This is a genomic window from Kineococcus sp. G2, from assembly GCF_037154035.1.
Taxonomy (GTDB): Bacteria; Actinomycetota; Actinomycetes; order Actinomycetales; family Kineococcaceae; genus Kineococcus.
On the sequence record NZ_JBBBEM010000114.1, the window covers coordinates 1 to 24,174 of the forward strand.

At 77.5% G+C, this 24,174-nt stretch carries 24 protein-coding genes and 1 riboswitch; of the genes, 12 read left to right on the top strand and 12 right to left on the bottom strand.

The features are described from left to right. Nucleotides 1–45 precede the first annotated feature (45 nt). On the bottom strand, nt 46–1,071 hold the full coding sequence (locus V9U69_RS16225) for a Gfo/Idh/MocA family protein (RefSeq protein ID WP_337062893.1): 1,026 nt from the start codon (nt 1,069–1,071) through the stop codon (nt 46–48). Nucleotides 1,072–1,192: 121 nt separating this feature from the next. Between V9U69_RS16225 and V9U69_RS16230 the strand changes: the two genes are divergently transcribed. Further along, nucleotides 1,193–2,221: a LacI family DNA-binding transcriptional regulator gene (locus V9U69_RS16230; protein WP_337062894.1), complete on the top strand. Its 1,029-nt coding sequence runs from the start codon at nt 1,193–1,195 to the stop codon at nt 2,219–2,221. Here V9U69_RS16230 and V9U69_RS16235 read toward each other — a convergent pair. Both V9U69_RS16235 and V9U69_RS16240 read right to left on the bottom strand, forming a co-directional pair. Continuing rightward, entirely contained in the window at nt 2,212–3,168 is a 957-nt protein-coding gene (locus V9U69_RS16235) for a glycosyltransferase family 2 protein (protein WP_337062895.1), read from the bottom strand. The two genes, V9U69_RS16230 and V9U69_RS16235, sit on opposite strands and share 10 nt — an antisense overlap. Continuing rightward, nucleotides 3,165–4,049: a glycosyltransferase family 2 protein gene (locus tag V9U69_RS16240; protein WP_337062896.1), complete on the bottom strand. Its 885-nt coding sequence runs from the start codon at nt 4,047–4,049 to the stop codon at nt 3,165–3,167. Before V9U69_RS16240 ends, V9U69_RS16235 begins: the two co-directional genes overlap by 4 nt. Before the next feature lie 159 nt (nt 4,050–4,208). Here V9U69_RS16240 and V9U69_RS16245 point away from each other — a divergent pair, with 159 nt between their 5' ends. Both V9U69_RS16245 and V9U69_RS16250 read left to right on the top strand, forming a co-directional pair. Next, on the top strand, nt 4,209–5,153 hold the full coding sequence (locus V9U69_RS16245; protein WP_442907794.1) for a UDP-glucuronic acid decarboxylase family protein: 945 nt from the start codon (nt 4,209–4,211) through the stop codon (nt 5,151–5,153). 26 nt (nt 5,154–5,179) lie between these two features. Further along, nucleotides 5,180–6,646, top strand: a complete 1,467-nt coding sequence (locus tag V9U69_RS16250) for a protein adenylyltransferase SelO (protein ID WP_337062898.1) — start codon at nt 5,180–5,182, stop codon at nt 6,644–6,646. 42 nt (nt 6,647–6,688) lie between these two features. On the opposite strand, the gene V9U69_RS16255 is transcribed toward V9U69_RS16250, so the two are convergent. The 7 genes from V9U69_RS16255 to V9U69_RS16285 are packed head-to-tail and all read right to left on the bottom strand — an operon-like array spanning nt 6,689 to nt 16,189. Then, nucleotides 6,689–7,645: a glycosyltransferase family 9 protein gene (locus tag V9U69_RS16255; RefSeq protein ID WP_337062899.1), complete on the bottom strand. Its 957-nt coding sequence runs from the start codon at nt 7,643–7,645 to the stop codon at nt 6,689–6,691. Next, on the bottom strand, nt 7,642–9,048 hold the full coding sequence (locus V9U69_RS16260; protein WP_337062900.1) for a PfkB family carbohydrate kinase: 1,407 nt from the start codon (nt 9,046–9,048) through the stop codon (nt 7,642–7,644). Before V9U69_RS16260 ends, V9U69_RS16255 begins: the two co-directional genes overlap by 4 nt. After that, a complete protein-coding gene (locus tag V9U69_RS16265) occupies nt 9,045–10,940 on the bottom strand; it encodes a glycosyltransferase (protein ID WP_337062901.1) in 1,896 nt (631 codons plus the stop codon). The genes V9U69_RS16260 and V9U69_RS16265 overlap by 4 nt, the downstream gene beginning before the upstream one ends. Continuing rightward, complete coding sequence (locus V9U69_RS16270) at nt 10,937–11,908, bottom strand: glycosyltransferase (RefSeq protein ID WP_337062902.1); 972 nt, start codon at nt 11,906–11,908, stop codon at nt 10,937–10,939. The genes V9U69_RS16265 and V9U69_RS16270 overlap by 4 nt, the downstream gene beginning before the upstream one ends. Continuing rightward, nucleotides 11,905–12,972, bottom strand: a complete 1,068-nt coding sequence (locus tag V9U69_RS16275) for a glycosyltransferase family 9 protein (protein WP_337062903.1) — start codon at nt 12,970–12,972, stop codon at nt 11,905–11,907. The genes V9U69_RS16270 and V9U69_RS16275 overlap by 4 nt, the downstream gene beginning before the upstream one ends. After that, a complete protein-coding gene (locus tag V9U69_RS16280) occupies nt 12,969–14,516 on the bottom strand; it encodes an HAD-IIIA family hydrolase (protein ID WP_337062904.1) in 1,548 nt (515 codons plus the stop codon). The genes V9U69_RS16275 and V9U69_RS16280 overlap by 4 nt, the downstream gene beginning before the upstream one ends. Then, nucleotides 14,513–16,189 carry a carbamoyltransferase family protein gene (locus V9U69_RS16285; RefSeq protein WP_337062905.1) on the bottom strand — a complete coding sequence of 559 codons (1,677 nt, stop codon included), beginning with the start codon at nt 16,187–16,189 and terminating at the stop codon, nt 14,513–14,515. The genes V9U69_RS16280 and V9U69_RS16285 overlap by 4 nt, the downstream gene beginning before the upstream one ends. A gap of 167 nt (nt 16,190–16,356) precedes the next feature. Here V9U69_RS16285 and V9U69_RS16290 point away from each other — a divergent pair, with 167 nt between their 5' ends. From V9U69_RS16290 to V9U69_RS16330, 9 genes are all read left to right on the top strand, one after another. Then, nucleotides 16,357–16,950 (top strand): CDP-alcohol phosphatidyltransferase family protein, encoded by a 594-nt coding sequence (locus V9U69_RS16290; protein WP_337062906.1) that lies wholly within the window; start codon nt 16,357–16,359, stop codon nt 16,948–16,950. A gap of 62 nt (nt 16,951–17,012) precedes the next feature. Further along, nucleotides 17,013–17,897, top strand: coding sequence for a DUF881 domain-containing protein (locus V9U69_RS16295; protein ID WP_337062907.1), 885 nt, complete (start codon nt 17,013–17,015; stop codon nt 17,895–17,897). Continuing rightward, nucleotides 17,894–18,226: a small basic family protein gene (locus V9U69_RS16300; RefSeq protein WP_337062908.1), complete on the top strand. Its 333-nt coding sequence runs from the start codon at nt 17,894–17,896 to the stop codon at nt 18,224–18,226. The genes V9U69_RS16295 and V9U69_RS16300 overlap by 4 nt, the downstream gene beginning before the upstream one ends. 10 nt (nt 18,227–18,236) lie before the next feature. Further along, complete coding sequence (locus V9U69_RS16305) at nt 18,237–19,031, top strand: DUF881 domain-containing protein (protein ID WP_337062909.1); 795 nt, start codon at nt 18,237–18,239, stop codon at nt 19,029–19,031. Between the two features lie 66 nt (nt 19,032–19,097). Further along, on the top strand, nt 19,098–19,484 hold the full coding sequence (gene gcvH / locus V9U69_RS16310; protein ID WP_337062910.1) for a glycine cleavage system protein GcvH: 387 nt from the start codon (nt 19,098–19,100) through the stop codon (nt 19,482–19,484). Between the two features lie 168 nt (nt 19,485–19,652). Further along, a complete protein-coding gene (locus V9U69_RS16315) occupies nt 19,653–20,177 on the top strand; it encodes an FHA domain-containing protein (protein WP_337062911.1) in 525 nt (174 codons plus the stop codon). 44 nt (nt 20,178–20,221) lie between these two features. Further along, a complete protein-coding gene (gene ftsR / locus V9U69_RS16320) occupies nt 20,222–20,917 on the top strand; it encodes a transcriptional regulator FtsR (RefSeq protein WP_442907795.1) in 696 nt (231 codons plus the stop codon). Between the two features lie 72 nt (nt 20,918–20,989). Next, nucleotides 20,990–21,472 (top strand): bifunctional nuclease family protein, encoded by a 483-nt coding sequence (locus V9U69_RS16325; RefSeq protein ID WP_337062913.1) that lies wholly within the window; start codon nt 20,990–20,992, stop codon nt 21,470–21,472. 118 nt (nt 21,473–21,590) lie between these two features. After that, nucleotides 21,591–22,190, top strand: coding sequence for a MerR family transcriptional regulator (locus V9U69_RS16330; protein ID WP_442907793.1), 600 nt, complete (start codon nt 21,591–21,593; stop codon nt 22,188–22,190). Nucleotides 22,191–22,259: 69 nt separating this feature from the next. On the opposite strand, the gene V9U69_RS16335 is transcribed toward V9U69_RS16330, so the two are convergent. Next, nucleotides 22,260–22,982: a hypothetical protein gene (locus V9U69_RS16335; RefSeq protein ID WP_337062914.1), complete on the bottom strand. Its 723-nt coding sequence runs from the start codon at nt 22,980–22,982 to the stop codon at nt 22,260–22,262. 144 nt (nt 22,983–23,126) lie between these two features. After that, entirely contained in the window at nt 23,127–23,912 is a 786-nt protein-coding gene (locus tag V9U69_RS16340; protein WP_337062915.1) for a ParA family protein, read from the bottom strand. 96 nt (nt 23,913–24,008) lie between these two features. Next, a riboswitch (glycine riboswitch) is annotated at nt 24,009–24,098 on the top strand. Nucleotides 24,099–24,174: the final 76 nt, after the last annotated feature.

Below are 24,174 nucleotides of genomic sequence, written 5' to 3' on the forward strand. Positions count from 1 at the left end.
CGCGGCACGGGTGAGTGTGCCGCGGGCCCGTCCGCGCGCCCGTGCTCAGGCGAGCGGTTCCACCTGCACCGGCACCCCCTTCACGAGCGAGTCCTGCGCGGCGTCGGCCACCCGCGAGGCCGCCACCGCGTCCTCCGGCCGGCACAGGTCGTCCTCCCCGGTCCCCTCCACCAGGGCGACGAACGCGGCGACCTCGGCGCGGTAGGCGGCGGCGAAGCGCTCGGCGAACGTCGTGTGCGCGGGACCGGCGGGGAAGGACACCCCCGCCTCGGCCGAGCGCACCGCCATCGCGTCGTCCATGCCGACCAGCAGGGTGCCCCGCGATCCCTGCAGCTCCAGGCGCACGTCGTGCCCGGCGCCGTTGTACCGCGAGGCCGTCACGACGGCGAGGGTGCCGTCGTCCAGCGTGCACACCGCCAGGGCGGAGTCGACGTCCCCGACCCGGCCGATCTCCGGGTCGCCGTTGTTGGAGCCGCGCGCCCAGACCTCCACGACCTCCCGGCCGGTGATCCAGCGCAGCACGTCGAAGTCGTGGACGCTGCAGTCGCGGAACAGTCCGCCCGAGGTGGCGATGAACGCCACCGGCGGCGGGGCGGCGTCGCACGTGACGGCCCGCACGGCGTGCAGCCAGCCCAGCTCCCCGGCGTCGAAGGCGCGCTTGGCCTCGCGGTACCCGGCGTCGTGGCGGCGCTGGTGGCCGATCCGGACGACCCCGCCGCGGGCCGCGACGTGCTCCAGCACCGGCAGCGAGCTCGCCACGTCGGGGGCGACGGGCTTCTCGCACAGCACCGGGATCCCCGCGTCGACCCCGGCGCGGATGAGCTCGGGGTGCGCCGCGGTGCCGGAGGCGATGACCAGTCCGTCGATCCCGCTGCGCAGCAGCGACTCCACGCCGTCGGTGGCGCGGACCTCGGCGGTGCCGCCGGTCAGGCTCGCGGCGACCGTCCCGGCGCGGCCGGCGTCCACGTCGGCCAGCGTCAGGCGGGCGACCCCGGCGGTGGTGGCGATGTTGGCGGCGTGCATCGCGCCGATGCGGCCGACGCCGGCCAGGCCGAGGTGCAGGTCGGGCACGGGGAACCTCCAGGGGCGGGGACGAAGTGTTGGACCGGTCCAACGGCGACTACCCTGGAGGTCCGGGCGAACGGGTGTCAAGGCGCCCGCCGGCGCGGTGGACGGATGCGGGGAGGGACCGGTGGCGGGCACGGCCGACGGGGCGTCGCGCCCCACGATCCGCAGCGTCGCCGAGCGCGCGGGCGTGTCCAAGTCGCTGGTCTCCCTGGTGCTCCAGGGCTCGCCCAGGGTCGGCGAGGACAGCCGCCGCGCCGTGCTCGCCGCCGTCGCCGAGCTCGGCTACCGCCCCGACCCCGCCGCCCGCAGCCTGGCCGAGCGGCGCACCCGCACCGTCGGCGTCGTCCTCGACGACCTGCGCAACCCCTGGTTCGTCGACCTCCTCGACGGCCTGCGCCCCGCCCTGCGCGCCGCCGGGCTGCGCCCCGTGCTCGCCGACACCCGGGCCGAACCCGACGCGGCCCGCGACCTCGCCCGCCTGCGGGTGGACGGCCTCGTCGTCGTCGGCACCCGCGACGACCTCGCCGCGGTCGAGGAGGTCGCCGCCGCCGTGCCCACCGTCCTGGCCGGCACCCGCGACGCCGTGCGCACCCCCGTGGACCTCGTCGCCGACGACGGCGAAGCCGGGGTGCGGCTCGCCGTCGAGCACCTCGCCGCGCTCGGGCACCGGCGGATCGCCCACGTCGCCGGCACCGGCGCCGTCGGCCGGCTGCGCCGCCGCGCCTTCGAGGACGCCGCACGCGCCGCGGGCGCGACTGCCGAGGTGGCGCACGCCGACATGACCGAGGACGGCGGCCACCGCGCCGCGCTGCACCTGCTGCGCCGCCCGCACCGGCCCACCGCCGTGCTCGCCGCCAACGACGTCTCCGCCCTCGGCGTGCTCGCCGCCGCCGACGACCTGGGCCTGCGCGTGCCGCACGACGTCTCCGTCGCCGGGTACGACGACACCGCCCTCGCCGCCCTGCGGCGGATCTCGCTCACCAGCGTCGACAACCGCAGCGCCGAGGTGGGCCGCCGCGCCGCGGACCTGCTCCTGGAGCGCCTCGCCGACCCGGCCCGGCCGCCCCGCACCCTGCTGCTGCCGCCGCGCCTGGTGCCCCGGTCCACCACCGCCGCACCCGGGCGCGGCGGGGACCGGGACGCTCAGCCGTAGTGCCGGGAGGTGGAGGTGCGCTGCGCCTCCTCCAGCGCGGCGAACCGCGCCTCCGCGTGCGGCGGCAGCACCCGCCGCTCACGCACCAGCCACGGCACCCCCCGCACCGCGTCCAGCACGCCGAGGGCGCTGGTGCGGTCCCGCGGCACCGTGCGCAGCAGGAACCCCGTGCGCCGCAGCGCCGCCGGCACCGGCCGGCGCAACCACGTGAACCACAGCGTGTTGCGCACACCGTGCCGCCGGCGCAGCAGCGACTCGCGCAGCACCGACGCCTGGTGGTGCACCGTCAGCTCCTCCAGGTAGCACAGCTCCCAGCCCGCCGCCGCCAGGTCCGCCGCCAGCAGCTCCTCCTCGCCGCCCAGCCACAGCCGCTTCGAGAAACCCCCCACCTGCAGGAACGCGTCGCGGCGCACCACCGACGCCCCCGCCAGGAAGCTGCCCAGCGCCGGGCCCGGCAACCCCGGCGCACCGCGCACGGGGGAGTCGCGCAGCTCGGCGACGATGCCGTCCTCCACGGCCCCCGGCTCCACCACGATCCGCGCCGTCAGCACCGCCACGCGCGCGTCCGCGTCCAGCACGTCCGCCGCGCGCGCCAGCGACCCCGGCTCCCACCACGTGTCGTCGTCGCAGAACGCCACGTACGGCGTGCTCGCGCTCGCCACACCCGTGTTGCGGGCCACCGCACCCTGGTTCTCCGGCAGCACCACCACGTCCAGGCGGTCCCCACCGGCCGTGCCGCGCGGGTTGCGCCGGCGCAGCGCGTCCGCCGTGCCGTCCGTGGAACCGTTGTCCAGCACGATCACCCGCGGCCGCTCCGGCAGCCGCAGCAACCGGTCCACCGCCAGCACCGCCTCGTCGCGGCGCTGCCAGGTGATGAGCACCACCGTCACCCGCTCGTCCGGCGGGCCCTGCGGCACCGGGCCGAGGTCCTGCGCCACCGCGCTCACGCCCCGCGCTCCGCGAGGACCCGCAACCGCCGCTCGACCTCCGCCGCGGGCCGCCGCCGCGCCCGCAGCGCCCGCGGCACCCGCGGCGCCGCCGCCAGCACCGAGCGCCGGTGCTCGCCCCCCTCGGCCAGCCAGCGCGCGGTCGTCGCCGCCGCCACCGGCAGCGGCCGGCGCATCCACGCCGTCAGCAGCTCGTTTCGGCCCAGCAGCTCGCGGCGCACGTGCGCGGGGGAGCGGCTCACCGACGGGTGGTGGTGCGCCACCACGTCCTCCACGTAGGCCAGCCCCCACCCGGCGGCCACCAGGTCGTACGTGACGCGCTCCTCCTCACCGGCGAAGAACACCACGTCGTCGAAACCCCCCACCGCCAGGAACGCCTCCCGGCGCACGACCGCCGCGCACGCCAGGAAACCCAGCACGTCCGGGCCCGGCAGGTCCGGGCTGCGCCCCCACGGCGCCGAGGCCATGTCCGCGCAGATCGGGTCCAGCTCCTCCTCGGGACCCACCAGCGTCCGCCCCGCCAGCAGCGCCAGCCGCGGGTGCGCGGCGAACACCTCCGACGCGCGCGCCAGCGCCCCCGGCTCCCACCAGGAGTCGTCGTCGGCGAACGCCACCAGCGGCGTGCGCGCTGCCCGCACCCCCAGGTTGCGGGCGGTGGCCCCCAGGTTCCGGCCCGGCTGCAGCAGCCGCAGCGGCGGCAGGGCGCGCTGCTCGCGCCGGCGCGCCTCCACCCGCACCACGTCCACGCTGCCGTCGCCGGAGCCATTGTCCACGACGACCACCGGGCCCTCGTGACGCGGCAGGGTGCGGCTCAGGTCCTCGGCGCGGTCGCGCGTGGCGACGACGACGGTCACGTCCTCGGGCGGGGCAGCGGCACTCACCCGCCGGACGGTAGTGGCGACACGCAGCGGCGGCGCGGCGGGGTGGGTGGGCGTGTCGGAGCGGGCAGTGGTTGCATCACCCCCGTGACCCAGACCCCGGACCGCGCCCGAGCCGAGGACGAGACGCCCGCGCGCTCCGCCCCCTCGGGAACCCTCGACGTGCGGCGCTTCTCCCGCGCCGTCGTCACCGGCGGTGCCGGTTTCCTCGGCAGCCACCTGTGCGAGGCGCTGCTGGACGCCGGGGTCGAGGTCGTCTGCCTGGACAACTTCCTCACCGGCGGCCCGGTCAACGTCGAGCACCTCACCCAGCGCCCCGGCTTCACCCTGCGCCGCTGCGACATCACCGAGTACGTGCACGTGCCCGGCGACGTGGACCTCGTGCTGCACTTCGCGTCCCCCGCCTCGCCCGTGGACTACCTCAAGCTGCCGCTGGAGACGCTCAAGGTCGGCGCCACCGGCACCTGGCACGCCCTCGGCCTCGCCAAGGACAAGGGCGCCCGGTTCCTGCTGGCCTCCACCTCCGAGACGTACGGCGACCCGCAGGTGCACCCCCAGCCGGAGACGTACTGGGGACACGTGAACCCCGTCGGCCCGCGCGGCGTGTACGACGAGTCCAAGCGGTACGCGGAGGCGCTCACGACCGCCTACCGCACCACCCACGGCGTCGACACGGCGATCGTGCGGATCTTCAACACGTACGGGCCGCGCATGCGCGCCGCCGACGGCCGCGCCATCCCCACGTTCATCCGCCAGGCGCTCGCCGGTGAACCCGTCACCGTCGCCGGCGACGGCATGCAGACCCGTTCCATCTGCTACGTCGACGACCTCGTCACCGGCATCCTCGCCCTGGCCGCCAGCGGCCACCCCGGCCCGATGAACGTGGGCAACCCCGAGGAGCTCACCGTCAAGGAGATCGCCGAGGACGTCGTCCGCGCCGCCGGTTCCACCTCGCGGATCGAGTTCGTCCCGCGCCCCCAGGACGACCCGCAGGTGCGCCGGCCGGACACCACCCTCGCGCAGACCGTGCTCGGCTGGAAGCCGCAGGTCGACTGGGCCGAGGGGCTGCGCCGCACCGTGGAGTGGTTCCGCACCACCGGCGCCTGAGCGGCGACGGGCGTAGGGTCGACGGGGTGAGCGTCGCACCCGCCCGCCCCGTCGCCGTCCTCGGTGGCCGCTTCGCCGCCGAACTGCCCGAGATGGCCGTGCCCTGGCGCGGTGAGCAGGCCCCCGACGCCCGGCTGGTCGTCCTGGACGAGGACCTGGCCGCCGAGCTCGGCCTGGACGCCGGCTGGCTGCGCAGCCCCGACGGGCTGCAGCTGCTCACCGGCACCGCCGTCCCCGCCGGTGCCACCCCCGTGGCGCAGGCGTACGCCGGGCACCAGTTCGGCGGCTTCTCCCCGCGCCTCGGCGACGGGCGCGCCCTCCTGCTCGGCGAGCTCACCGACGCGCACGGCCACGTCCGCGACCTGCACCTGAAGGGCTCCGGGCGCACCCCGTTCGCCCGCGGCGGCGACGGCCTGGCCGCCCTCGGGCCGATGCTGCGCGAGCACCTCGTCAGCCGGGCCGTGCACGCCCTGGGCATCCCCACGACCCGCTCCCTGGCCGTGGTGGCCACCGGGCGCACCGTGCGCCGCGAGGAGCTCCTGCCCGGTGCCGTGCTCGCCAGGGTGGCGAGCAGCCACCTGCGCGTCGGCAGCTTCCAGTACGCCCGCGCCACCGGGGACCCCGACCTGCTGCGGCGCCTGACCGACCACGCGATCAGCCGGCACCACCCCGGTGCGGCCGCGGCCGAGAACCGCGCCCTCGCGCTCTTCGAAGCGGTCGTCGCCGCCCAGGCGTCCCTGGTGGCGCGGTGGATGCTCGTGGGGTTCGTCCACGGCGTCATGAACACCGACAACACGACGATCTCCGGCGAGACCATCGACTACGGCCCCTGCGCGTTCCTCGACGCCTACGACCCGGCCACCGTCTACAGCTCCATCGACCACGGCGGGCGCTACGCCTACGGCAACCAGCCGGCCGCGGCGCAGTGGAACCTCGCCCGCCTCGCCGAAGCGCTGCTGCCCCTGATCCACGACGACGAGGAACGGGCCGTCGAGCTCGCCGTGGCCTCGCTCGGCGGGTTCCGCGACCGCTACCAGGCCGCCTGGTCGGCCGGTGCACGGGCCAAGCTCGGCCTGCCCGCGGACACCGACCCCGCGCTCGCCGCGGCGCTCGCCGAGGAGCTCCTCGACGTCCTGCAGGCCTCGCGCGCCGACCTCACGTCCTCCTTCCGGGCGCTCGCCGACGCCGCTCGCGGCGACACCGGGCCCCTGCACCGCCACGTCCTCGACGTCGACGCGCTCGACGACTGGGTGGGCCGCTGGCGGGCCCTGGAGCCGGACCCGGACGCGATGGACCGCGTCAACCCGCTCTACACCCCCCGCAACCACCTCGTCGAGGAAGCGCTCACCGCGGCGACCGACGGCGACCTCGCCCCGTTCGAGCAGCTGCTGGACGTCGTGCGCGCCCCCTTCGACGAGCGCCCCGGCCTGGAGCGCTACGCCGCCCCGGCACCGCCGGACTTCGGCGCCTACCGCACCTTCTGCGGCACCTGACGCCTCACAGCGCGTGCCCCGCGGCGCGTGCCCCCGCGGGCGTCAGGCCGCCAGGAACGGGGCGGCCGCCGCGAGGACCTCACCGACGGTGATCCGCGCCAGCGTGGGGTCGACGTCGGCGCCGTGCGGGTCGCCGACGTAGTCGGTCGCCGCCGGGTCGCCGTGCCACAGCACCGCGTGCCGGTCCGGGTCGATCGCCGGCCCCCACCAGTGCGGCGGGGTGGGGCCGAACAGCAGCACCGACGGCACGCCCAGGGCGGTGGCCACGTGCGCGGTGCCGGTGTCGCCGGACAGCACCAGGCGCGCCGAGCCGACCAGGTCCGTCAGACCCTCCAGGTCCAGCGCGCCGCAGCGGTCCACGGCACCGGCCGCGGCCAGCGCCGCTCCCAGCCCCGCCTCGTCGGCGGTGCCCGTCACGTGCACCTGGTGGCCCGCGCCGGTCAGCTCCGCGACCACCGCGGCCCACCGGTCCACCGGCCAGCGCCGGGACGCGAACGCCGCACCGGGGTGCACCACCACCGGCCCGGCGGCGGGCACCGCGGCGCGCGGGCGCAGCCGCAGGTCCTCCGGGCCGCACTGCGCGCCCCACGCCGACACCAGGCGGCACCAGCGCGCCACCTCGTGCTCGTCGCGCACCCACACCGGGCCCTCGTACCCGTCCGTGCCGAAACCCAGCAGGTCCGCCGGGCCCGTCGCGGCCAGCGGATCGCGGCTGGCCGGCCCGTTGCCGTGCAGGTCCACCGCCAGGTGGCCGGAACCCTTCGCGTCCAGCGGTCCCAGACCGGCCGTCACCAGCACCTCGTCGACGACCCCGCGACGCAGCAGCAGACCGCCGGTGCCCGCCGGTGCCGCCAGCACCAGCCGCCGGTCCGGGAACGCCCGCCGCAGCCCGCGCAGCGCCGGCACGCCCGCCAGCAGGTCGCCCAGCCCGAGAGCGCGCAGCACCAGCAGGTCGTCACCGGTCAGCTCGCGCGGTGACGGCGCTCCCGGTGCGCTCACGCGCGCCCGGCCCCGGCGGCCAGGATCGACGTCGTCGAGCGACCGTCCAGGTACGGCAGCAGCACCACGCGCCCGCCCCAGCTGCGCACCAGCTCCGCCTCCGGCAGCTCCGCGCCGCCGTAGTCGCCGCCCTTGGCCCACACGTCCGGCCGCAGCTCCGCCAGCGCAGCGCGGGGGTCGTCCTCGGTGAACACGCCCACCGCGTCCACGCTCGCGAGCGCGCGCAGCACCCGCTCGCGGTCCTCCTGACCCACCACGGGACGCCCCGGGCCCTTCAGCCGGCGCACGGAGTCGTCGGAGTTGATGAGCACCACCAGCGCGTCGCCCAGCCCGCGCGCCGCCTCCAGGCAGCCCACGTGCCCGGCGTGCAGGACGTCGAAGCAGCCGCCGGTGGCCACCAGCGTGCCGCCGGCGGCGCGCACCCGCGCCGCCACCTCCGCCGGGCTCGCCCCCGCCGGGCGCTCCTGCACGGGCGCCGCTGCCGGCGCGAAGAACCCGTTCGTGCCGCCCGCGGCCACCCACGCCGAGGCGTCGCGCACCGCCCGCGCCAGCGCCGGGGACAGCGCCCCCGTGCGCGCCACCTCCACGGCCGTGCTCGCCGCGAACCGGTCACCGGCCCCGCACGGGTCGCCCGTGGCGGGGGCGGCCGGCAGGTGCAGCGCCTCGCTGCCCGCCACCGCGCAGTACGCCCCGCGCGAGCCCGCCGTCACGCACACCGCCACCGCGTCCCACAGGGTGCGCAGCTCGGCGGCGAGCTCGTCCGGTCCCAGCGGTGCGGGGTCCGGGCGGTGCGCGGCCAGCGAACCGCGGGCCTCGGCCAGGTTCGGCGTCACCACCGCGCACCCCGGCACCGGCGCACCGCCGCGCGGGTGCGGGTCCCACACCACCGGCACCCGCCGCGCCGCCTCGCCGAGCACCTCGCGCAGCCGCGGCTCGCGGGTGGTGCCGGCGCCGTAGTCGGACACCAGGACCACGTCCGCCGACGCCAGCGCGGCGCGCGCCCGCTCCACGGCGTCCCCGTCCAGCTCGGGGGTGCCCGGGCCGCCGTCGTCCAGGCGCACCAGCACCTGCCCGTCGGCGCGCACCCGCGACTTGCGCCGCGTGCCGCCCGCGTGGGGCAGCGCCACCACGTCCACCCCGCGCAGCAGCCCGCGCAGCCGCGCCCCGGCCTCGTCCTCGGCGAGCGGTGCCACCAGCACCACCTCCACCGAGGGGTCCAGCGCGGCCAGCAGCGCCGTCAGCCCCGCGCCGCCCGGGGACTCGCGCACCTCCGTCACGTCCACCACGGGCGCCGGCGCGTCCGGGGCGATCCGGTGCACCCCGCCGAGGACCTCGCGGTCCAGCAGCACGTCGCCGACGACCACCACCCGCCGCAGGGCGCGGGCGCCCCCTCGCTCGCTCACGCGCTCTCCTCCCGCGCCGCCACGGCCGCCAGGTCCAGCGAACGCGCCGCCCGGGCCACCGGCAGGTGCGCCTCCACCGCCACGCACAGCGTGTGCACCGCCATCAGGTGCCCCTCCTGCACCGCCGAGGTCGACGGCCCGGGCATCACCACGGCGTCGTCGGCCAGGTCCACCAGCGGGTTCGGCGCCGACGTCGTCATCGCCCACACCCGCAGCCCGCCCTCGCGGGCGCGCTCGGCCGCACGCAGCAGGTTCGGGCTGCGCCCGCTCGCCGACAGCAGCAGCAGCACGTCGCCCGGGCGCCCGTGCCCCTCGACCTGCCGGGCGAAGACCTCCTCGACGCCGTAGTCGTTGGCGATGGCCGTCACGGTCGAGGTCTCCGCGTGCAGCGCGATCGCCGACAGCGGCCGCCGCTCGCCGAGGAAGCGCCCCACCAGCTCCGCGGTCAGGTGCTGCGCCTCGGCGGCGCTGCCCCCGTTGCCCGCCACCAGCAACCGGCCGCCGCCGTCGACGACCCGCACCAGCTCACGGCCCCACCGGTCCAGCCGGTCCGCCTGCCGCTGCAGCGCGGCCAGCACCCCGTGCAGCTCGGCGACGTGCTCGCGCACGTACTCGCGGGTCCCCGCGGCACCGGCGCCCTCGAGGAGGAGCTCGTACGCCGACTCCGTGGCAGCCGCCACCCGCGCCCAGTCGTAGCGCTCCACCGCGACCTCCCGGCCCGCCGCGCCCAGCCGGGCCGCCACCGCCGGGTCCTCCACCACCGAGCGCACCGCCGCCGCCAGCTGCACCGGGTCCACCCGCCCGCCGTCGTCCACCGGCACCAGCCGGCCGGTGACGCCGTCGCGGACGGTGTCGAGCATCCCGCCGACCGCGGAGGCCACCACCGGCACCCCCGCCGCCATCGCCTCCAGCACCGCGATGCCGAACGGCTCGTACCAGGGCGTGGCCAGCAGCGCGTCCGCCGAGGACAGCAGGGCCGGCAGGTCCGCGGGGCAGACCCGCCCCACCAGGCGCACCCGGTCCGCGAGGCCCAGCTCCACGGCGACCTTCTGCAGGCGCACCGCCTCGTGGTCGCCGTCCAGGTCGTGCGCCGCCGGGCCGCCGGCGACGACGAGCTCGGCGTCCGGCAGCAGCTCCAGGGCGCGCACCGCGGCCTCCACGCCCTTGCGCGGCACCAGCCGCCCCACGCTCAGCAGCCGCGTCCGGCACCCCGGCCGGCGCGGGCCGAGCACGTCGGCCGGCACCTCGCCCGGGTCCGCGAAGCGCGCGGTGTCCACCCCGCACGGGACGACCTGCACCCGCCGCGGCGACGCCCCCGCCGCGCGCAGCTCCGCGACCTCGTCCCGGCAGGTGGCGATGACCAGGTCCACGTCGCGGGCCAGCCGCCGCTCGGCGTCCAGCCGCTCCGGCGGGCTGGTGTCCGCGCTGCCCTGGTAGCGGCGCTTCACGCTGCCCAGGGCGTGGAAGGTCTGCACCACCGGCACGCCGTGCTCGCGCGCCGCCGACAGCGCCGCCGTGCCCGACATCCAGAAGTGGGCGTGCACCACGTCGGGCCGTCGCTGCGCGAACTCCGCCCGCAGCACGTCGGCGAACGCCGGCATGAACGGCACCAGGTCGTCCTTGGGCACCTGCTCGGCCGGCCCGGCCTCGACGTGCACGACCTCCACGCCCGGCCGCAGCGTCGTGCGCGCCGGCAGGTCCGCCGCGTCGCGGCGCGTGTAGACCACGACCTCGTGCCCGCGGTCGGCCAGCGCCGACGCGAGCGCCGCCACGTGCACGTTCTGCCCGCCGGCGTCCACGCCGCCGAGCACCGCCAGGGGGCTCGCGTGCTCGGACACCATCGCGATCCGCCGCGGCGTGCGCGCGGCGCCGGTCCCTGCGGGGGCCGTCATGCCACCACCTCCTCGAGCAGTCGGTCCCAGTCCGCCAGGAAGCGTTCCACCCCGAACGCCGTCAGCGCGTGGCGGCGCGCCGCCTCACCGCGCTCGCGGGCCTCGTCCGGGTCGGCCAGCCAGCGGCGGGCGGTGGCGACGAGCACCTCCGGGTCGCTGGAGAGCACCCCGGCGGCCGGCGGCACCGCCTCCGGCGCCGCCGTGGCGGGCAGCGCCAGCACCGGCATCCCGATCATCATGGCCTCGATCATCGACAGGCCCAGGCTGGTCCAGCGGTACGGGTGCAGGTACGCGCGGTGCGCGCCCAGCGCCTCGTGCAGGCTCGCCTGCGGCAGGTCCTCGTGCACCGTCAGGCCCGCCCCGGCCGCCGTGCCCGCCACCTGCTCGGCCAGCGCGCGCACGCCCATGCCGTGCAGCGCCACCGGCACCTCCTCGGCCACGCGCAGCAGCACGTCCGTGCCCGCCGTGCGCCAGCGCCGCACCGGCTCGTTCACGCTCGCGGCCAGCGACGCCGCTGCGCCCGTGTACCGGTGGCCGGGGTCGATCACGCCGTGCTCGACCACCGCGGTGCGCGCCTCGCCGCAGTCCCAGTACAGGCGGTTGAAGCTCGTCACGTGCGCGATCGGCACCGCGCGCTGGTCGGCCAGCGGGTGCCGGCTGTCCGCGGCGCCCGCCCGCGGGGCGTCGTGCTCGACGTACACCGCCGGCACGTCCCGCCCGGGCCGCCGGCCCGTCCAGCGCTCCACCAGTTCCAGCTCCTCGGGGCGCTGGAGGACCACGACGTCGAACTCGGCCGCGCGCAGGTCCGCCACCGGCACCTCGACGGCGCTCGCCGGCCAGTCCCAGGTGCGGGCGCGGCCGCGACCGTCCGGGCCGCGGTCGTCCACCAGCGGCAGCAGGTACTCGTGCGCACCGGAGACGAACGCGGTCATCCACGACCCGTGCACGTGCCAGACCAGGACCCTCACGACGTCCTCCCCGCGGGAGCGTTCTCCCGCACCGCTTCCTCCACGACCGCCCCGGGCACCGGCGGCGCCAGCCCGTCCACGGCCGCCACGACCTCGCGCGCGCTCACTCCGGCCAGGCACGGGTGCCCGGGCACCGGGCACTCGCGCGCCCGCGTGCCGCGGCACGGTGCGCCCTGGTCGCCCAGCAGCACGTGCGGCACCCCGTGCGGCGCCCAGCGCGCCGCGGGCACCACCGGCGCGAACAGCGAGACCACCGGGGTGCCGACGGCCGCCGCCAGGTGCGCCGGCCCGGTGTTGCCCACCACCACGACCTGCGCGCCGGCCAGCACCGCGGCCAGCCCCGGCAGGTCGGTGCGACCGCCCAGGTCCACCGCGCGGCCACCGGCGACCGCGGCGGTGAGCTCCCGCTCGCCGGGCCCACCGGTGACGACGACGTCGCGACCGGCGTGCACGAGGGCCTCCACGAGGTCCGCGGCCTGCTCCGGCAGCGGCGCGCGCGCCGGCACCGACGCCCCCGGGTGCACCACGACGTACGAGGCCGGCAGCCCGTCCGGCGGCGCGGCGGTCGTCAGCACGCGCAGCCGGCCGTCGTCGCCGTCCGGCAGCGCGAACCCCGCCGCGGCGACCAGGTCCAGCGCGGCCACCGCCTCGCCGACGTCGGCGCGCGGCGTGCCCTCGCGCCGGTGCCGCACGTCCAGCAGGGAGCCGGGGTAGTCCTCGCTCGTGGCGCTGATCCGCCGCACCCCGGCCAGCCGCAGCAGCAGCGCCAGCGGCAGCGGGCTCTGGTGGAAGGAGGTGAACACCACGGCCTCGTCGTAGCCGCGCTCGCGCACCCGGGCCACGAGGTCCTCCGCGGCGCGCGGGTCCACGGGCGCGGGGGAGAACCCGCTCCACGGCGGGTCGAACACCAGCACGTCGGCCACGCCGGGCAGCAGCCGCGCGGCACCAGCACCGGCGGGCGAGGCCAGCACGTCCACCGTCCCGGCCGCGGCCAGCGCCCGCACCGCGGGACCGGTCAGCAGCACGTCGCCGTCGTTGTCCAGGCGCGCGGCGAGGATCCTCACGAGGCGCTCCCGGTGCCGCCCGCCGCGGCCAGCGCCACCTCCACCGCCTCGGTGAGCGTGGCGGCCACCACCGGTGCGGCGGCGACCTCCTCGGGCCGCGTGACGAGGGTGGGCACCAGGACCGCGCGCGCCCCCGCGGACAGCGCCGCCTCCACGTCGGCGCCGATGTCCCCGATCAGCAGGCACTCCGCCGGCAGCACGCCCAGCCGCCGGGCGGCGTCGACGACCATGCCGGGTTCCGGCTTGCGGTGCGAGGACGGCTCGTCCGGCCCGTCGGTGCACACCTGCACCGTGTCGAAGGGACCGAGCAGCCGCGCGACGCGGGCGTTGACGGCGTCGACCTGCTCGCGGGTGAGCAGCCCGCGGGCCACGCCGGACTGGTTGGTCACCAGCCCGGTGCGCAGCCCCGCCGCGCGCACCCGCGCCAGCGCCTCCGCGGCGCCGTCGACGGGTTCCACGAGCTCCGGGTCGCCGTTGTAGGGCACGTCGTGCACGAGGGTGCCGTCGCGGTCGAAGAGGACCGCGCGCACCGGCGGCGGCCACGGGGCCGGGGGCCGGCGCCGCCAGCGCAGCTCCGCGCGCACCCGGTGCCACACCGCCGCCGGCGGGATCGCCGCGCTCGTGACGAGCATCCGGCGCACCTCGGCGGCGTCGCGGGGGCCGGGAGCGATGCGCCGCCACGCGAACTCCGCGGTCAGCCCCGCCCACACCAGGGTCGCGCCCGCGGCCACCCGGCGGCGACCGCCCAGCGCTCCGGCCAGCGCGGTCGCCGCGGCCGCGGTGGTCGCCACGTGCCCGGGCAGGCGGCCCACCGCCGAGCGCGCCCGCTCGCGCCAGCCGCGTCCGTGCAGCGCCGTCATCGTCGCGTCGTCGGCGTTGCCGCGCTGCTGGCGCAGGCTCGCCAGGTCGTCCGACGGGCGCACCGGGTGCACCGCGCCGTGCTCGCCGCGCACCAGCTCCCACCCGGCGGCGAGCACCCGCAGGGCCAGGTCGGCGTCCTCGCGGAAGGCGCGCGGGAACCGCTCGTCGAAACCCGCCACCTCCTGGAGCGCGCTGCGCCGGTAGGCCATGTCCGCGGTGATCCACGCCGCGTCCGCCAGGCCGGCGGTACCGCGCTCCCAGTCGGTGGGGCGCCGGTGGGCCGGCAGCGGCACGGTGATCCGCCCCTGCACCCCGGCCACCCGTCCCGGCGCCGCGGCCAGGTCGGCCACCAGCAGCTGCGACCAGTCCTCGGGCAGCTCCACGTCGTCGTCGACGAACGCGACCCACTCCGTCGCCGTGCGGCGCCACCCGGCGTTGCGGGCGGCGGCCGGACCGCGCCCACCGGAGCGCACCAGGCGCACCGGCAGGCCGCGCCCGCGGGCGCGCGCGCAGGCCGCCTCGCACGGGTCGTCCGCGCGGTCGCGGCCGCGGCGGTCGTCGACCACCACGACGAGTTCGGGCCGCGGCCCGCGCTGGCCGGCCAGGGTGCCCAGCAGGACGTCCAGGCTCGGCCGGCCGACCGTGGGGACGACGACGGAGAACGCCGGTGCGGCGGGCGTCACGCGCCGGCGCCGGTGGCGAACGTGCTGCGCCGCACCAGGTGCGGCCCGAGCACCAGCAGGTCCACCGGTGCGGAGCCGAACAGCTCCAGCGCGTCGCGCGGGTCGTCGACCATCGGGCGGCCGGCGGTGTTCAGGCTCGTGTTCACCACGACGGGCAGGCCGGTGCGCTCCTCGAACGCGCGCAGCAGGGCCGCCACCTTCGGGGTGCGCTCGTCGTCGATCGTCTGGATCCGCGCGGTGCCGTCGACGTGCGTGACGGCGGGGATGCGCTCGCGCCACTCGGGCGCGACGTCGTGGACGAAGAGCATGTACGGGCTCGGGAACGGCCCGTCGGAGAAGATCTCCCGCGCCCGCTCCGAGAGCACCATCGGCGCCACCGGGCGGAACTGCTCGCGGCCCTTGACGTCGTTGAGGCGCTCGAGGTTCTCCTTCCTCCCCGGGTGCGCCATGAGGGAGCGGTGCCCCAGCGCGCGCGGGCCGAACTCCGCCCGGCCGTCGAACCAGGCGACGACCCCGTCGGCGGCCAGCACGTCGGCGACCTCACCGGCCAGGTCGTCCGGCGTGGTGAAGGGCAGGCGCGCGGTGCGCAGCCACTGCGCCAGCTCCTCGTCGCTCCAGGAGCGGCCCAGGGCGGCGTCGTGCATCGGGACGATCGTGTCGCCGGCGTCCGCGGCCAGCTGCAGCGCGGCCCCCAGCGCGGTGCCGGAGTCGCCCGCGGCGGGCTGCACGAACACCTCCTCGAACGGCGACTCGCGCCAGATGCGGGAGTTCGCCACGCAGTTCAGGGCCGTGCCGCCGGCCATCGCCAGCACCTTGTCGCCCGTCTGCCCGTGCAGCCAGGTGGCGACGTCCACGAGGGTGCGCTCGAGCACCTCCTGCACGCTGGCGGCCAGGTCGGCGTGGTCGGTGTCGCGGCGCGGGTCCCACTGCTCGCCGTCGAGCAGCCGCGGGGCCCAGCGCGACCAGTCCGGGGCCTGCGCGACGAAACCGCCGTCGCCGGTGGCGTGCACGAACTCGGCCAGCTCGTCGGCGAAGCGCGGCTTGCCGTAGGAGGCCAGCGCCATGACCTTGTACTCGTCCGAGGAGTGCAGGAAGCCCAGGTGCGCGGTCAGGGACTCGTACAGCAGGCCCAGGGAGTGCGGCAGCCGCTGGCTGGCCAGCACCTCCAGGGACCCGCCGCGGTAGCGCCCGGCCAGGGAGGAGATCGCCTCGCCGCGCCCGTCCACGGTGAGCACGCTGCAGCCGCCCTCGCGCGCGGCCTCGGGGGAGGCCAGCGCCGCCGAGGCGGCGTGCGCGACGTGGTGCGGCACGTGCCGCACCTTCGCCGGGTCCAGCCCGGGCAGGGCGGTGGCCAGCGCCTCGGCGGCGCGCTCGGCGTAGCGGGTGCGGATGGCGTCGTCGGGGTCGCCCAGGTCCAGCTCGGAGCTGGGCAGCACCAGCGAGGGGTCGTAGGAGTAGCCGACGAGGTCGAGGTCCTGCGGTCGCAGGCCGGCGGCCGCCAGGGCGTGCCCGATGGCCAGCTCGGGCAGCTCCCACGTGGAGTACGGCACGGGCCGCTTGCCGTGCTTGCGGCGGCTGAAGCGCTCCTCCTCCGCGGCGAAGACCACTTCGCCGTCGACCACGAGGGCCGCGGCGGGGTCGTGGAAGACGGCGTTGACGCCGAGCACGCGCATGGGGTCGACCCTCTCGTCCGATGTGTGCGCCCGTCCCTCGAGCGTCCCGCCGCCGGCTCGGCGATCCCGGGCCGGCAGGGCCGTAGGCTGCCAGAGCGGACCGACAGGTGCCCATCGGGGTGCCGGCGCGGCGCGGCGGAGTCGAAGACAACCACAGGGGGTGTGCGGTGGCCACGGCGGGTCGGCATGAGGTCAGCGACCGCGTCTGGACGCTGCCCAACCTGCTCAGCCTCCTGCGCCTGCTGCTCGTGCCCGTCTTCGCCGTCCTCATCGCCCGCGGCCACGACGGCTGGGCCCTGCTGGTGCTGGCCGTCAGCGGTGCCAGCGACTACCTCGACGGTCACCTCGCCCGGCGGTGGGACCAGGTCACCCGGCTCGGGCAGGTCCTCGACCCCTTCGCCGACCGCCTGTACATCTTCACCACGCTGCTCGGGCTGGCCTGGCGCGAGCTGGTGCCGTGGTGGCTGGTGGCCGTCCTCGTCGCCCGCGACGTGGTCATGGCCTGCACCCTGCCGGTGCTGGCGAGCGTGGGTCACGGCCCGCTGCAGGTGCACTTCCTCGGCAAGGCGGGCACCTTCTGCCTGCTGTACGCCTTCCCCCTGCTGCTGCTGGGGGAGGTCAGCCCCGCGCTGTCGGACGTGGCGGGCCCCCTCGGCTGGGCGTTCGCGCTGTGGGGCACCGGCCTGTACTGGTGGGCGGGCGTGCTCTACCTGCAGCAGGTGGCCGGGCTGGTGCGCGCGGAGCGGGCGGGCGGCGGGTGACCCACCCGCCCGCCCCGCCGGGTGCGTCGGGTGCGTCGGGACCGGTGCGCCCCGACGCCAGCATGAGCCTGCTGACCGAGGTCATGCAGCGGCCCCTGGACCCGGGGTACGCCGCCGCCGCGGAACGCCGCCGGGCCGCGGGGCAGACCCGTCCCGGCCGGCCGCGCGCGCTCACCGCGCTGGCGGCCCTGGCCGTGGGCGCCCTGCTGGCGGTCGCCGGCGTGCGCGCGGCAGCCGGCGCCCCCGAGGCCGACCGCGGGCGCGACGGCCTGCTCGAGCGCGTCCGGGCCGCCACCGAGCGCGCCGACGACCTCGCCGCGCGGGCGGCGCGGTTGCGCGCGTCCAACGCCGAGCTCGCCACCCGCCTCGGCGGGGCGCCCGCCGCGGCCGCCGGCGCCGCGGCCGACGCGCTCGCGGTGGCCGCCGGCGCGGTGCCGGTGACGGGACCGGGCGTGGAGGTCGTCCTGCGCGACGCCGAGCCGGACCCCACCGCCGCCGCGCCCGCCTCCTCGGGGCGCGTCGTGGACCGCGACCTGCAGCTGCTCGTCAACGGGCTCTGGCTGGCCGGCGCGGAGGCCGTGGCCGTCAACGGGCTGCGCCTGTCCTCGCTGTCGTCGATCCGCGCCGCGGGCGAGGCGGTCCTGGTCGACTACCGGCCCCTCACCCCGCCGTACCGGGTCACCGCGATCGGCGACCCGGTGCGGTTGCAGACCCGGCTGGCGTCCTCGGTCGCCGGGCGCTACCTGCAGGTGCTGGAGGACAACTACGGCATCGGCGTGCAGGTGCGGGCCCGCTCCGGCGAGGACTCCCTGACCCTGCCGGCGGCCGCGCGCCTGCAGCTGCGCGTCGCCGAGCCGCCCGGCGGTGCGGGCGCGAGCGGGGCGGCGGGTACGGTGCCGGGGACCGGCGCGACGGCCGGTGCGGACGCGGGAGGGGGAGCGCCGTGATCGCGGCCGCGGGGCTGCTGGTGGGCATCGTCGCCGGGGTGCTGCTGCACCCGGAGGTCCCGGTGTTCCTGCAGCCGTACCTGCCGATCGCCGTGGTCGCCGCCCTGGACGCCGTCTTCGGCGGTGTCCGCGCCGTGCTCGACGGCATCTTCGACGAGCGCGTCTTCGTCGTCTCCTTCCTGTCCAACGCGGTGGTGGCCGCCCTCATCGTCTACCTGGGGGACCAGCTGGGCGTGGGCTCGCAGCTGTCCACGGGGGTCGTGGTCGTGCTGGGGGTGCGCATCTTCTCCAACGCGGCCGCGATCCGCCGCCACCTGTTCAAGGCGTGAGGTCCCCGGCGTGAGCGGCGCCCCCGGCCCCCGCCCGCCCGGTGCGCGGCCCGCGGACTCGCCGTGGCGGCGCCTGCGGCGCGCCGCGCGCCCGCGCGCCACCCGTGCGCAGCTGCTGGCAGGCCTGCTGTGCGCGGCCCTCGGCTTCGGCGTCGTGGTGCAGGTGCGCCAGACCGACCTGGCCGGCCTGGCGGACCTGCGCGAGAGCGACCTGGTGCGCATCCTCGACGACACGGGTGAGCGGGGCGACCGGCTGGCGGAGGAGGTGCGCGAGCTGGAGCGCACCCGGTCGGAGCTGACCGCGGGCAGCGACTCGGCCGAGGCCGCGGCGCGCGCCGCCGAGCAGCGCGCGCTGGAGCTCGGTCTGCTGGCGGGCACCGTCCCGGCGGCCGGCCCGGGCATCACGGCGACGATCGCCGACCCCGCCGGGGAGGTGGGCGCGGCCGCGTTCGTCAGCCTCGTGCAGGAGCTGCGCGACGCCGGCGCCGAGGCGATCCAGGTCGGCGACGTGCGCGTGGTGGCCAGCACCGCCTTCGAGGAGGCGCCCGCCGGCGCCGGGACGACGGGCGTGGTCGTCGACGGCGAGCTGCTGACCCCGCCGTACGAGGTGCGCGTCGTCGGCGACCCGCAGACCCTCGCCACCGCCCTGGACATCCCCGGCGGGGTGCGGGAGTCGTTGCGGCAGCTGGGTGCCGAGCTGTCGGTCGAGACCTCCCAGGAGGTCCGGGTGAGCGCCTTGCACGCCGTCTCGCCCCCTCAGTACGCTCGCCCGGCGTCGCCGGGGGCCACCGCCGGCAGCGAGTGACCGGCAGCTTTCGACCGGCCCGCGGCGAGCGCGCCGCGGGCCCCACGACGAGGAGCGAGACGCCCCATGGCCTCCAGCGTGCCCGAGGACCTGCGCTACACCGCCGAGCACGAGTGGGTGCGCGCCGAGGAGGACGGCACGGTGCGCGTGGGCATCACCGACCACGCCCAGGGCGCCCTGGGCGACGTGGTGTACGTCTCCCTGCCCGCCGAGGGCGAGACCGTCACGGCGGGGACGGCCTGCGGCGAGGTGGAGTCCACCAAGAGCGTCAGCGAGATCACGGCCCCCGTCAGCGGGGTCGTCGCCGCGCAGAACCCGGGCCTGGAGACGCGCCCGGACCTGGTGAACTCCGACCCGTACGGCGAGGGCTGGATGTTCACCGTCACCGTCTCCGACCCCGCCCAGCTGGACGGGCTGCTGGACGCGGAGGCGTACCGCTCCCACGCCGGCTGAGGTCGTGCGCGAGGGGGCCGCTCGCCCGTCCGGGTGAGCGGTGTGCACGGGGAGTGTGGAGCCGGTTCCACGCCCCGGCTAGGCTGGCGATCAGCGTCAGGAGCGGGCCGGACCCGCCGCGGAGGACCGCGGCGGTGTGCCGTCCGCGGTGTTGCGAGAGGTGGTGCGATGTCTCCGTCGGGCACGTCCCCGGAGGAGGGGGCGACCCCTGGGCCGGGAGCGGACGAGCGTCCCGCCGACTCGACGATGTCCTTCGCGGGTCTGGCCGCCCCGGAGGTCCACGAGGCCGTGGAGGGCGGTCTCGGCGGTGACGACCTGGCGGCCGTGGAGGCCCTGCCGCACGGTTCCGCGCTGCTGGTGGTGCGTCGCGGGCCGAACGCGGGCGCGCGCTTCCTGCTGGACGCGGAGTCCACCTCGGCCGGCCGGCACCAGGACAGCGACATCTTCCTCGACGACGTCACCGTCTCCCGCCGGCACGCGGAGTTCCTGCGCGCACCGGACCCGGCGGCGGGTCCGGGGTTCCGGGTGCGCGACGTCGGCAGCCTGAACGGCACGTACGTCAACCGCGAGCGCATCGACGACGTCCTGCTGCGCGCGGGGGACGAGGTGCAGATCGGCAAGTACCGGATGGTCTACCACCCGAGCCCGCAGTCGTCGCCGGCCGCGGCGGGTGGGGGCGGGCGGACCGCGTGAGCGCAGCGGCCTCGCGGGCGGCCTTCGACCCGGACGCGCCGCGCATGACCATCGGTGAGGTGATGGCCCTGCTGGCGCCGGACTACCCCGACGTGACCATCTCCAAGATCCGCTTCCTGGAGGAGCAGGGCCTGGTGGAGCCGCGGCGCACCGCCGCCGGCTACCGCAAGTTCTCCTCCTCGGACGTGGACCGCCTGCGGTACGTGCTGACCGCCCAGCGCGACCACTACCTGCCGCTGCGCGTCATCCGCGAGAACCTGCAGGCGATGGACCGCGGCCTGCAGGCGCCCGAGCACCCCGGGGCCGCCCCGCGCGTGCCCGACGCGCCGGGTTCGCCCGCCGCCCAGCGCTTCGACGGCAGCGCGGCGCAGCTGCGGCTGACGCGCACCGAGCTGGTGCGCGAGAGCGGGGTCGACGCCGAGCTGCTGGACGCCCTCGAGGGGTTCGGCGTGCTCGCCCCGGTGCCGGGCGGCCCCTGGTACGACGGCGAGGCGCTGGAGGTGCTGCGCGCGGCCGCCGCGCTGGCCGCGCACGGCATCGAGGCGCGCCACCTGCGCGTGTTCCGCACGGCCGCCGACCGCGAGGTGGCGCTGGCCGAGCAGGTCGCCGCCCCGCTGCGGCGCCAGCGCGCGGGGGACTCCGCCGTGCGCGCCGAGGAGGTCGCGCGCGAGATCGCCGCCGCGTGCCTGCGCCTGCACACCGCGCTGGTGGCCGGCGCCCTGGCGCGCGCCACGAGCTGATCCGCTGCCGCTTCGGCGCGCGGTGCGGGGTGCCACCCGCCGCGGTGGCCGTCGGGGGAGTACGGTGAGGACGTGCGAGCGCTCGATGTCATCGGCGTCCGGGTCGAGATGCCCTCCAACAACCCCATCGTGCTGCTGCGCGAGCGGGACGGGGACCGCTACCTCCCGATCTGGATCGGGGCGCCCGAGGCGAGCGCCATCGCCTTCGCGCAGCAGGGCGTGGTGCCGCCCCGGCCCCTGACCCACGACCTCCTCAAGGACGTCGTCGAAGCCCTGGGCCGGCGGCTGGAGGAGGTGCGCATCGTGGAGGTGCGCGACAACGTCTACTTCGCGGAGCTGGCGTTCGACGGCGGCGCGACGGTCAGCTCGCGCACGTCGGACGCGATCGCGCTGGCGCTGCGGGTGGGCTGCCCGATCGTGGGGGCCGAGGAGGTCCTGGACTCCGGTGGCGTGCCGGTGCCCGACGAGGACGAGGACGAGGTCGAGAAGTTCCGCGAGTTCCTCGACCACATCACCCCGGAGGACTTCGAGTCCGGTTCCGGACCGGAGCGGTGAGCGGCGCGCCGCGCGCCTCGTTGACGCTCCGCGGGTGCGACTCTACGGTCAGTTGACAGGACGCTCCCGGTCGGCACGGCATCGACGATCGGGCCGGGGCGATGATGAGGAGGCCGGCGTGAGCAGAGGCGAGGCGGACGCGGGGTCGTCGCACGGCAGGAAGCCGGTGCCCGCGCAGGGTCTCCTGTTCACCGAGGACCTGCCGGACCTGGACGAGGAGGTCGGGTACCGCGGCCTGACGGCGTGCAAGGCGGCGGGGATCACGTACCGGCAGCTGGACTACTGGGCCCGTACAGGGCTGGTGGAGCCGAGCGTGCGCAGCGCCACGGGGTCCGGGTCGCAGCGGCTGTACGGGTTCCGCGACATCCTCGTGCTGAAGGTGGTCAAGCGGTTGCTGGACACCGGCGTCTCGCTGCACCAGATCCGCACGGCGGTGACGCACCTGCGCGAGCGGGGCGTGGACGACCTGGCGCAGATCACCCTGATGAGCGACGGCGCCAGCGTGTACGAGTGCACCTCCGCCGACGAGGTGATCGATCTCGTGCAGGGCGGGCAGGGCGTGTTCGGCATCGCCGTGGGCCGGGTGTGGCGCGAGGTCGAGGGGGAGCTGGCGTCCCTGCCCAGCGAGCGCCTCGCCGAGCGCACCGAGGTGGCCGTGCCGGCGGTGGTGCTGGCCGACGAGCTGAGCGCCCGGCGCCGTGCCCGCGAGGCCGGCTGAGGGACCCGCGGCAGCGCACGCGAACGCGCCCCGGCCGACTGCGGCCGGGGCGCGTTCGCGTGCGCGCTCTCAGTCGAGCAGGTGCGCGTGGGGCAGGGCTTGGCGGGCGAAGGGATCCACGACCCAGTCGTGGCTGTCGGGCAGCCACAGCACCGCCGCCAGCAGCGCGTCCGCCCACGTCGACAGCAGGACCTCCAGGGGTGCCCGCCACCCGTGCTGGTAGGCGTCCCCGGCCTCGTCCAGGACGAGCTGCTCCACGACGGCGCTGGAGGAGCCCAGCCGCACGGCCAGCAGCTCCTCGTCGCGCGCGAACAGCGGCAGCAGGCCGGGCGGCGCGCCGGGCCCGGGACCCTGCCCGGTGGCGCGGCGCACCGCCTCCTCCAGCCCCAGCGGCACCCAGCCGCCGGGTCCGACGGTGGGGCGGCTGGCGCGGTAGCGGGTGCGCACGGGCTCGACGCCGCCGACCGAGCGCCACCAGGTGCGGGCGGCGCGCGGCACGAGCAGGCCCATCTGGTGCTCGACCGCGTCGAGCGCGGCCTCGTCGACACCGGGCAGCAGGCGACTGGCGATGTCCGCCCCGGCGCGCGTCCAGCGGGCGCGCAGCACGTCCACGAGCTGCAGGACGCGCGTGACCTCGGTGTCCTCCTCGCCGCTGCGCAGCAGCGCCGCGGAGCCGGAGCGCTGCGGCGCGGGCAGCGCGGGCCCGTGCGCGGTGGCAGCGGGACCGGGCGCGGGGCTGGTCCGGGCGGCGCGCACGAGGCGGGGTCGGTCGGTGGGGGCGTTGGGCGTCACGGAACCTCCTCGGACCCGCGGGGTGGTGCTGGCCGGTGCGCGCGGAGGGCCGTCCCGCACCGTCAGGGCACGGTAGGCGGTGGCGTCCCTCCACGCACTTCGACGCCTGAGGCGCTCCTCAGGTTCCGCACAGCATCCCTCCGATCACCCGCCGCGACGAGACCGTGCGGGTCGCGGGGTCAGCAGGGCGTCCAGGACGGTGTCGAACTGCGCGGCGACCCGGCGCGCGGCCACGGCCCGCAGGGAGTGCAGGGGTTTGCCCGCGCCCTGGGACTGGGGGATGGCCACCCGGTCCGGCAGGGGCTCCAGGACCAGCTCGCCGAACAGCGAGCGCAGCTCCTCCAGCCGGAAGCGCTGCTCGCCCGAGCGCGGCGCGTAGCGGTTGACCAGCACCCCGGCCACCCGCGGGCCGGAGCGCAGCGCCTCGACCTCGTCCAGCGTGCGGCCCACGGCGGCCACCGAGAACCGGCTGGCGTCGGAGACCACGAGCACGGCGTCGCTGGCGCGCCAGGCCGACCGGGTCAGCCCGCCCAGCGACGGGGGGCAGTCCAGCAGCGCCAGCTCGTGGTCGTCGAGCTTGCGCAGCGCCCGGCGCAGCCCGTCGAGGTCGGCCTGCTCGTGGTCGGGCGCGTCCAGCCGCGCGGAGGCGGCCGAGCCGCTGACCACGTCGAGCAGGCCGGGGTGGTCGTCCACCCACCCGCTGGGCGCCACCGCCGACTCCGCCACGCGCCGCTTGGGGGTGCGCAGCACCGCCGCCACGTCGTGCGAGCGCTGGGCCGTCACGTCCAGCCCGGAGGTCGCGTCGGCCTGCGGGTCGAGGTCGACGACGAGGGTGCTGACGGAGCGGTGCAGGGCGGCCGACGCCAGTCCCAGGACCACCGACGTCTTGCCCACACCGCCCTTCGCGCTGCAGACGGCCACGGTGATCACCGCGGGAGGATACCGTTGCGGGCCGGGGGTTCGGGGACCGGCGACACCTCCGCGGCACGGCCCCGATGGCCTACAGTGGGGGTGAAGACTGGCTGCGCATCCCGCGCGGGAGAGACCCCGGCCCACTGGGGCGCCGAAGGGGCAACATCCCCGGAACCTCTCAGGCGGAAGGACCGCGGGGGACAGGCCGCTCTGGAGGTGGCGCCGCGCGCACCGACAGACGGGGGCGTCCCGATCGCCGCGAACCCCCGGAGCTCCCGTG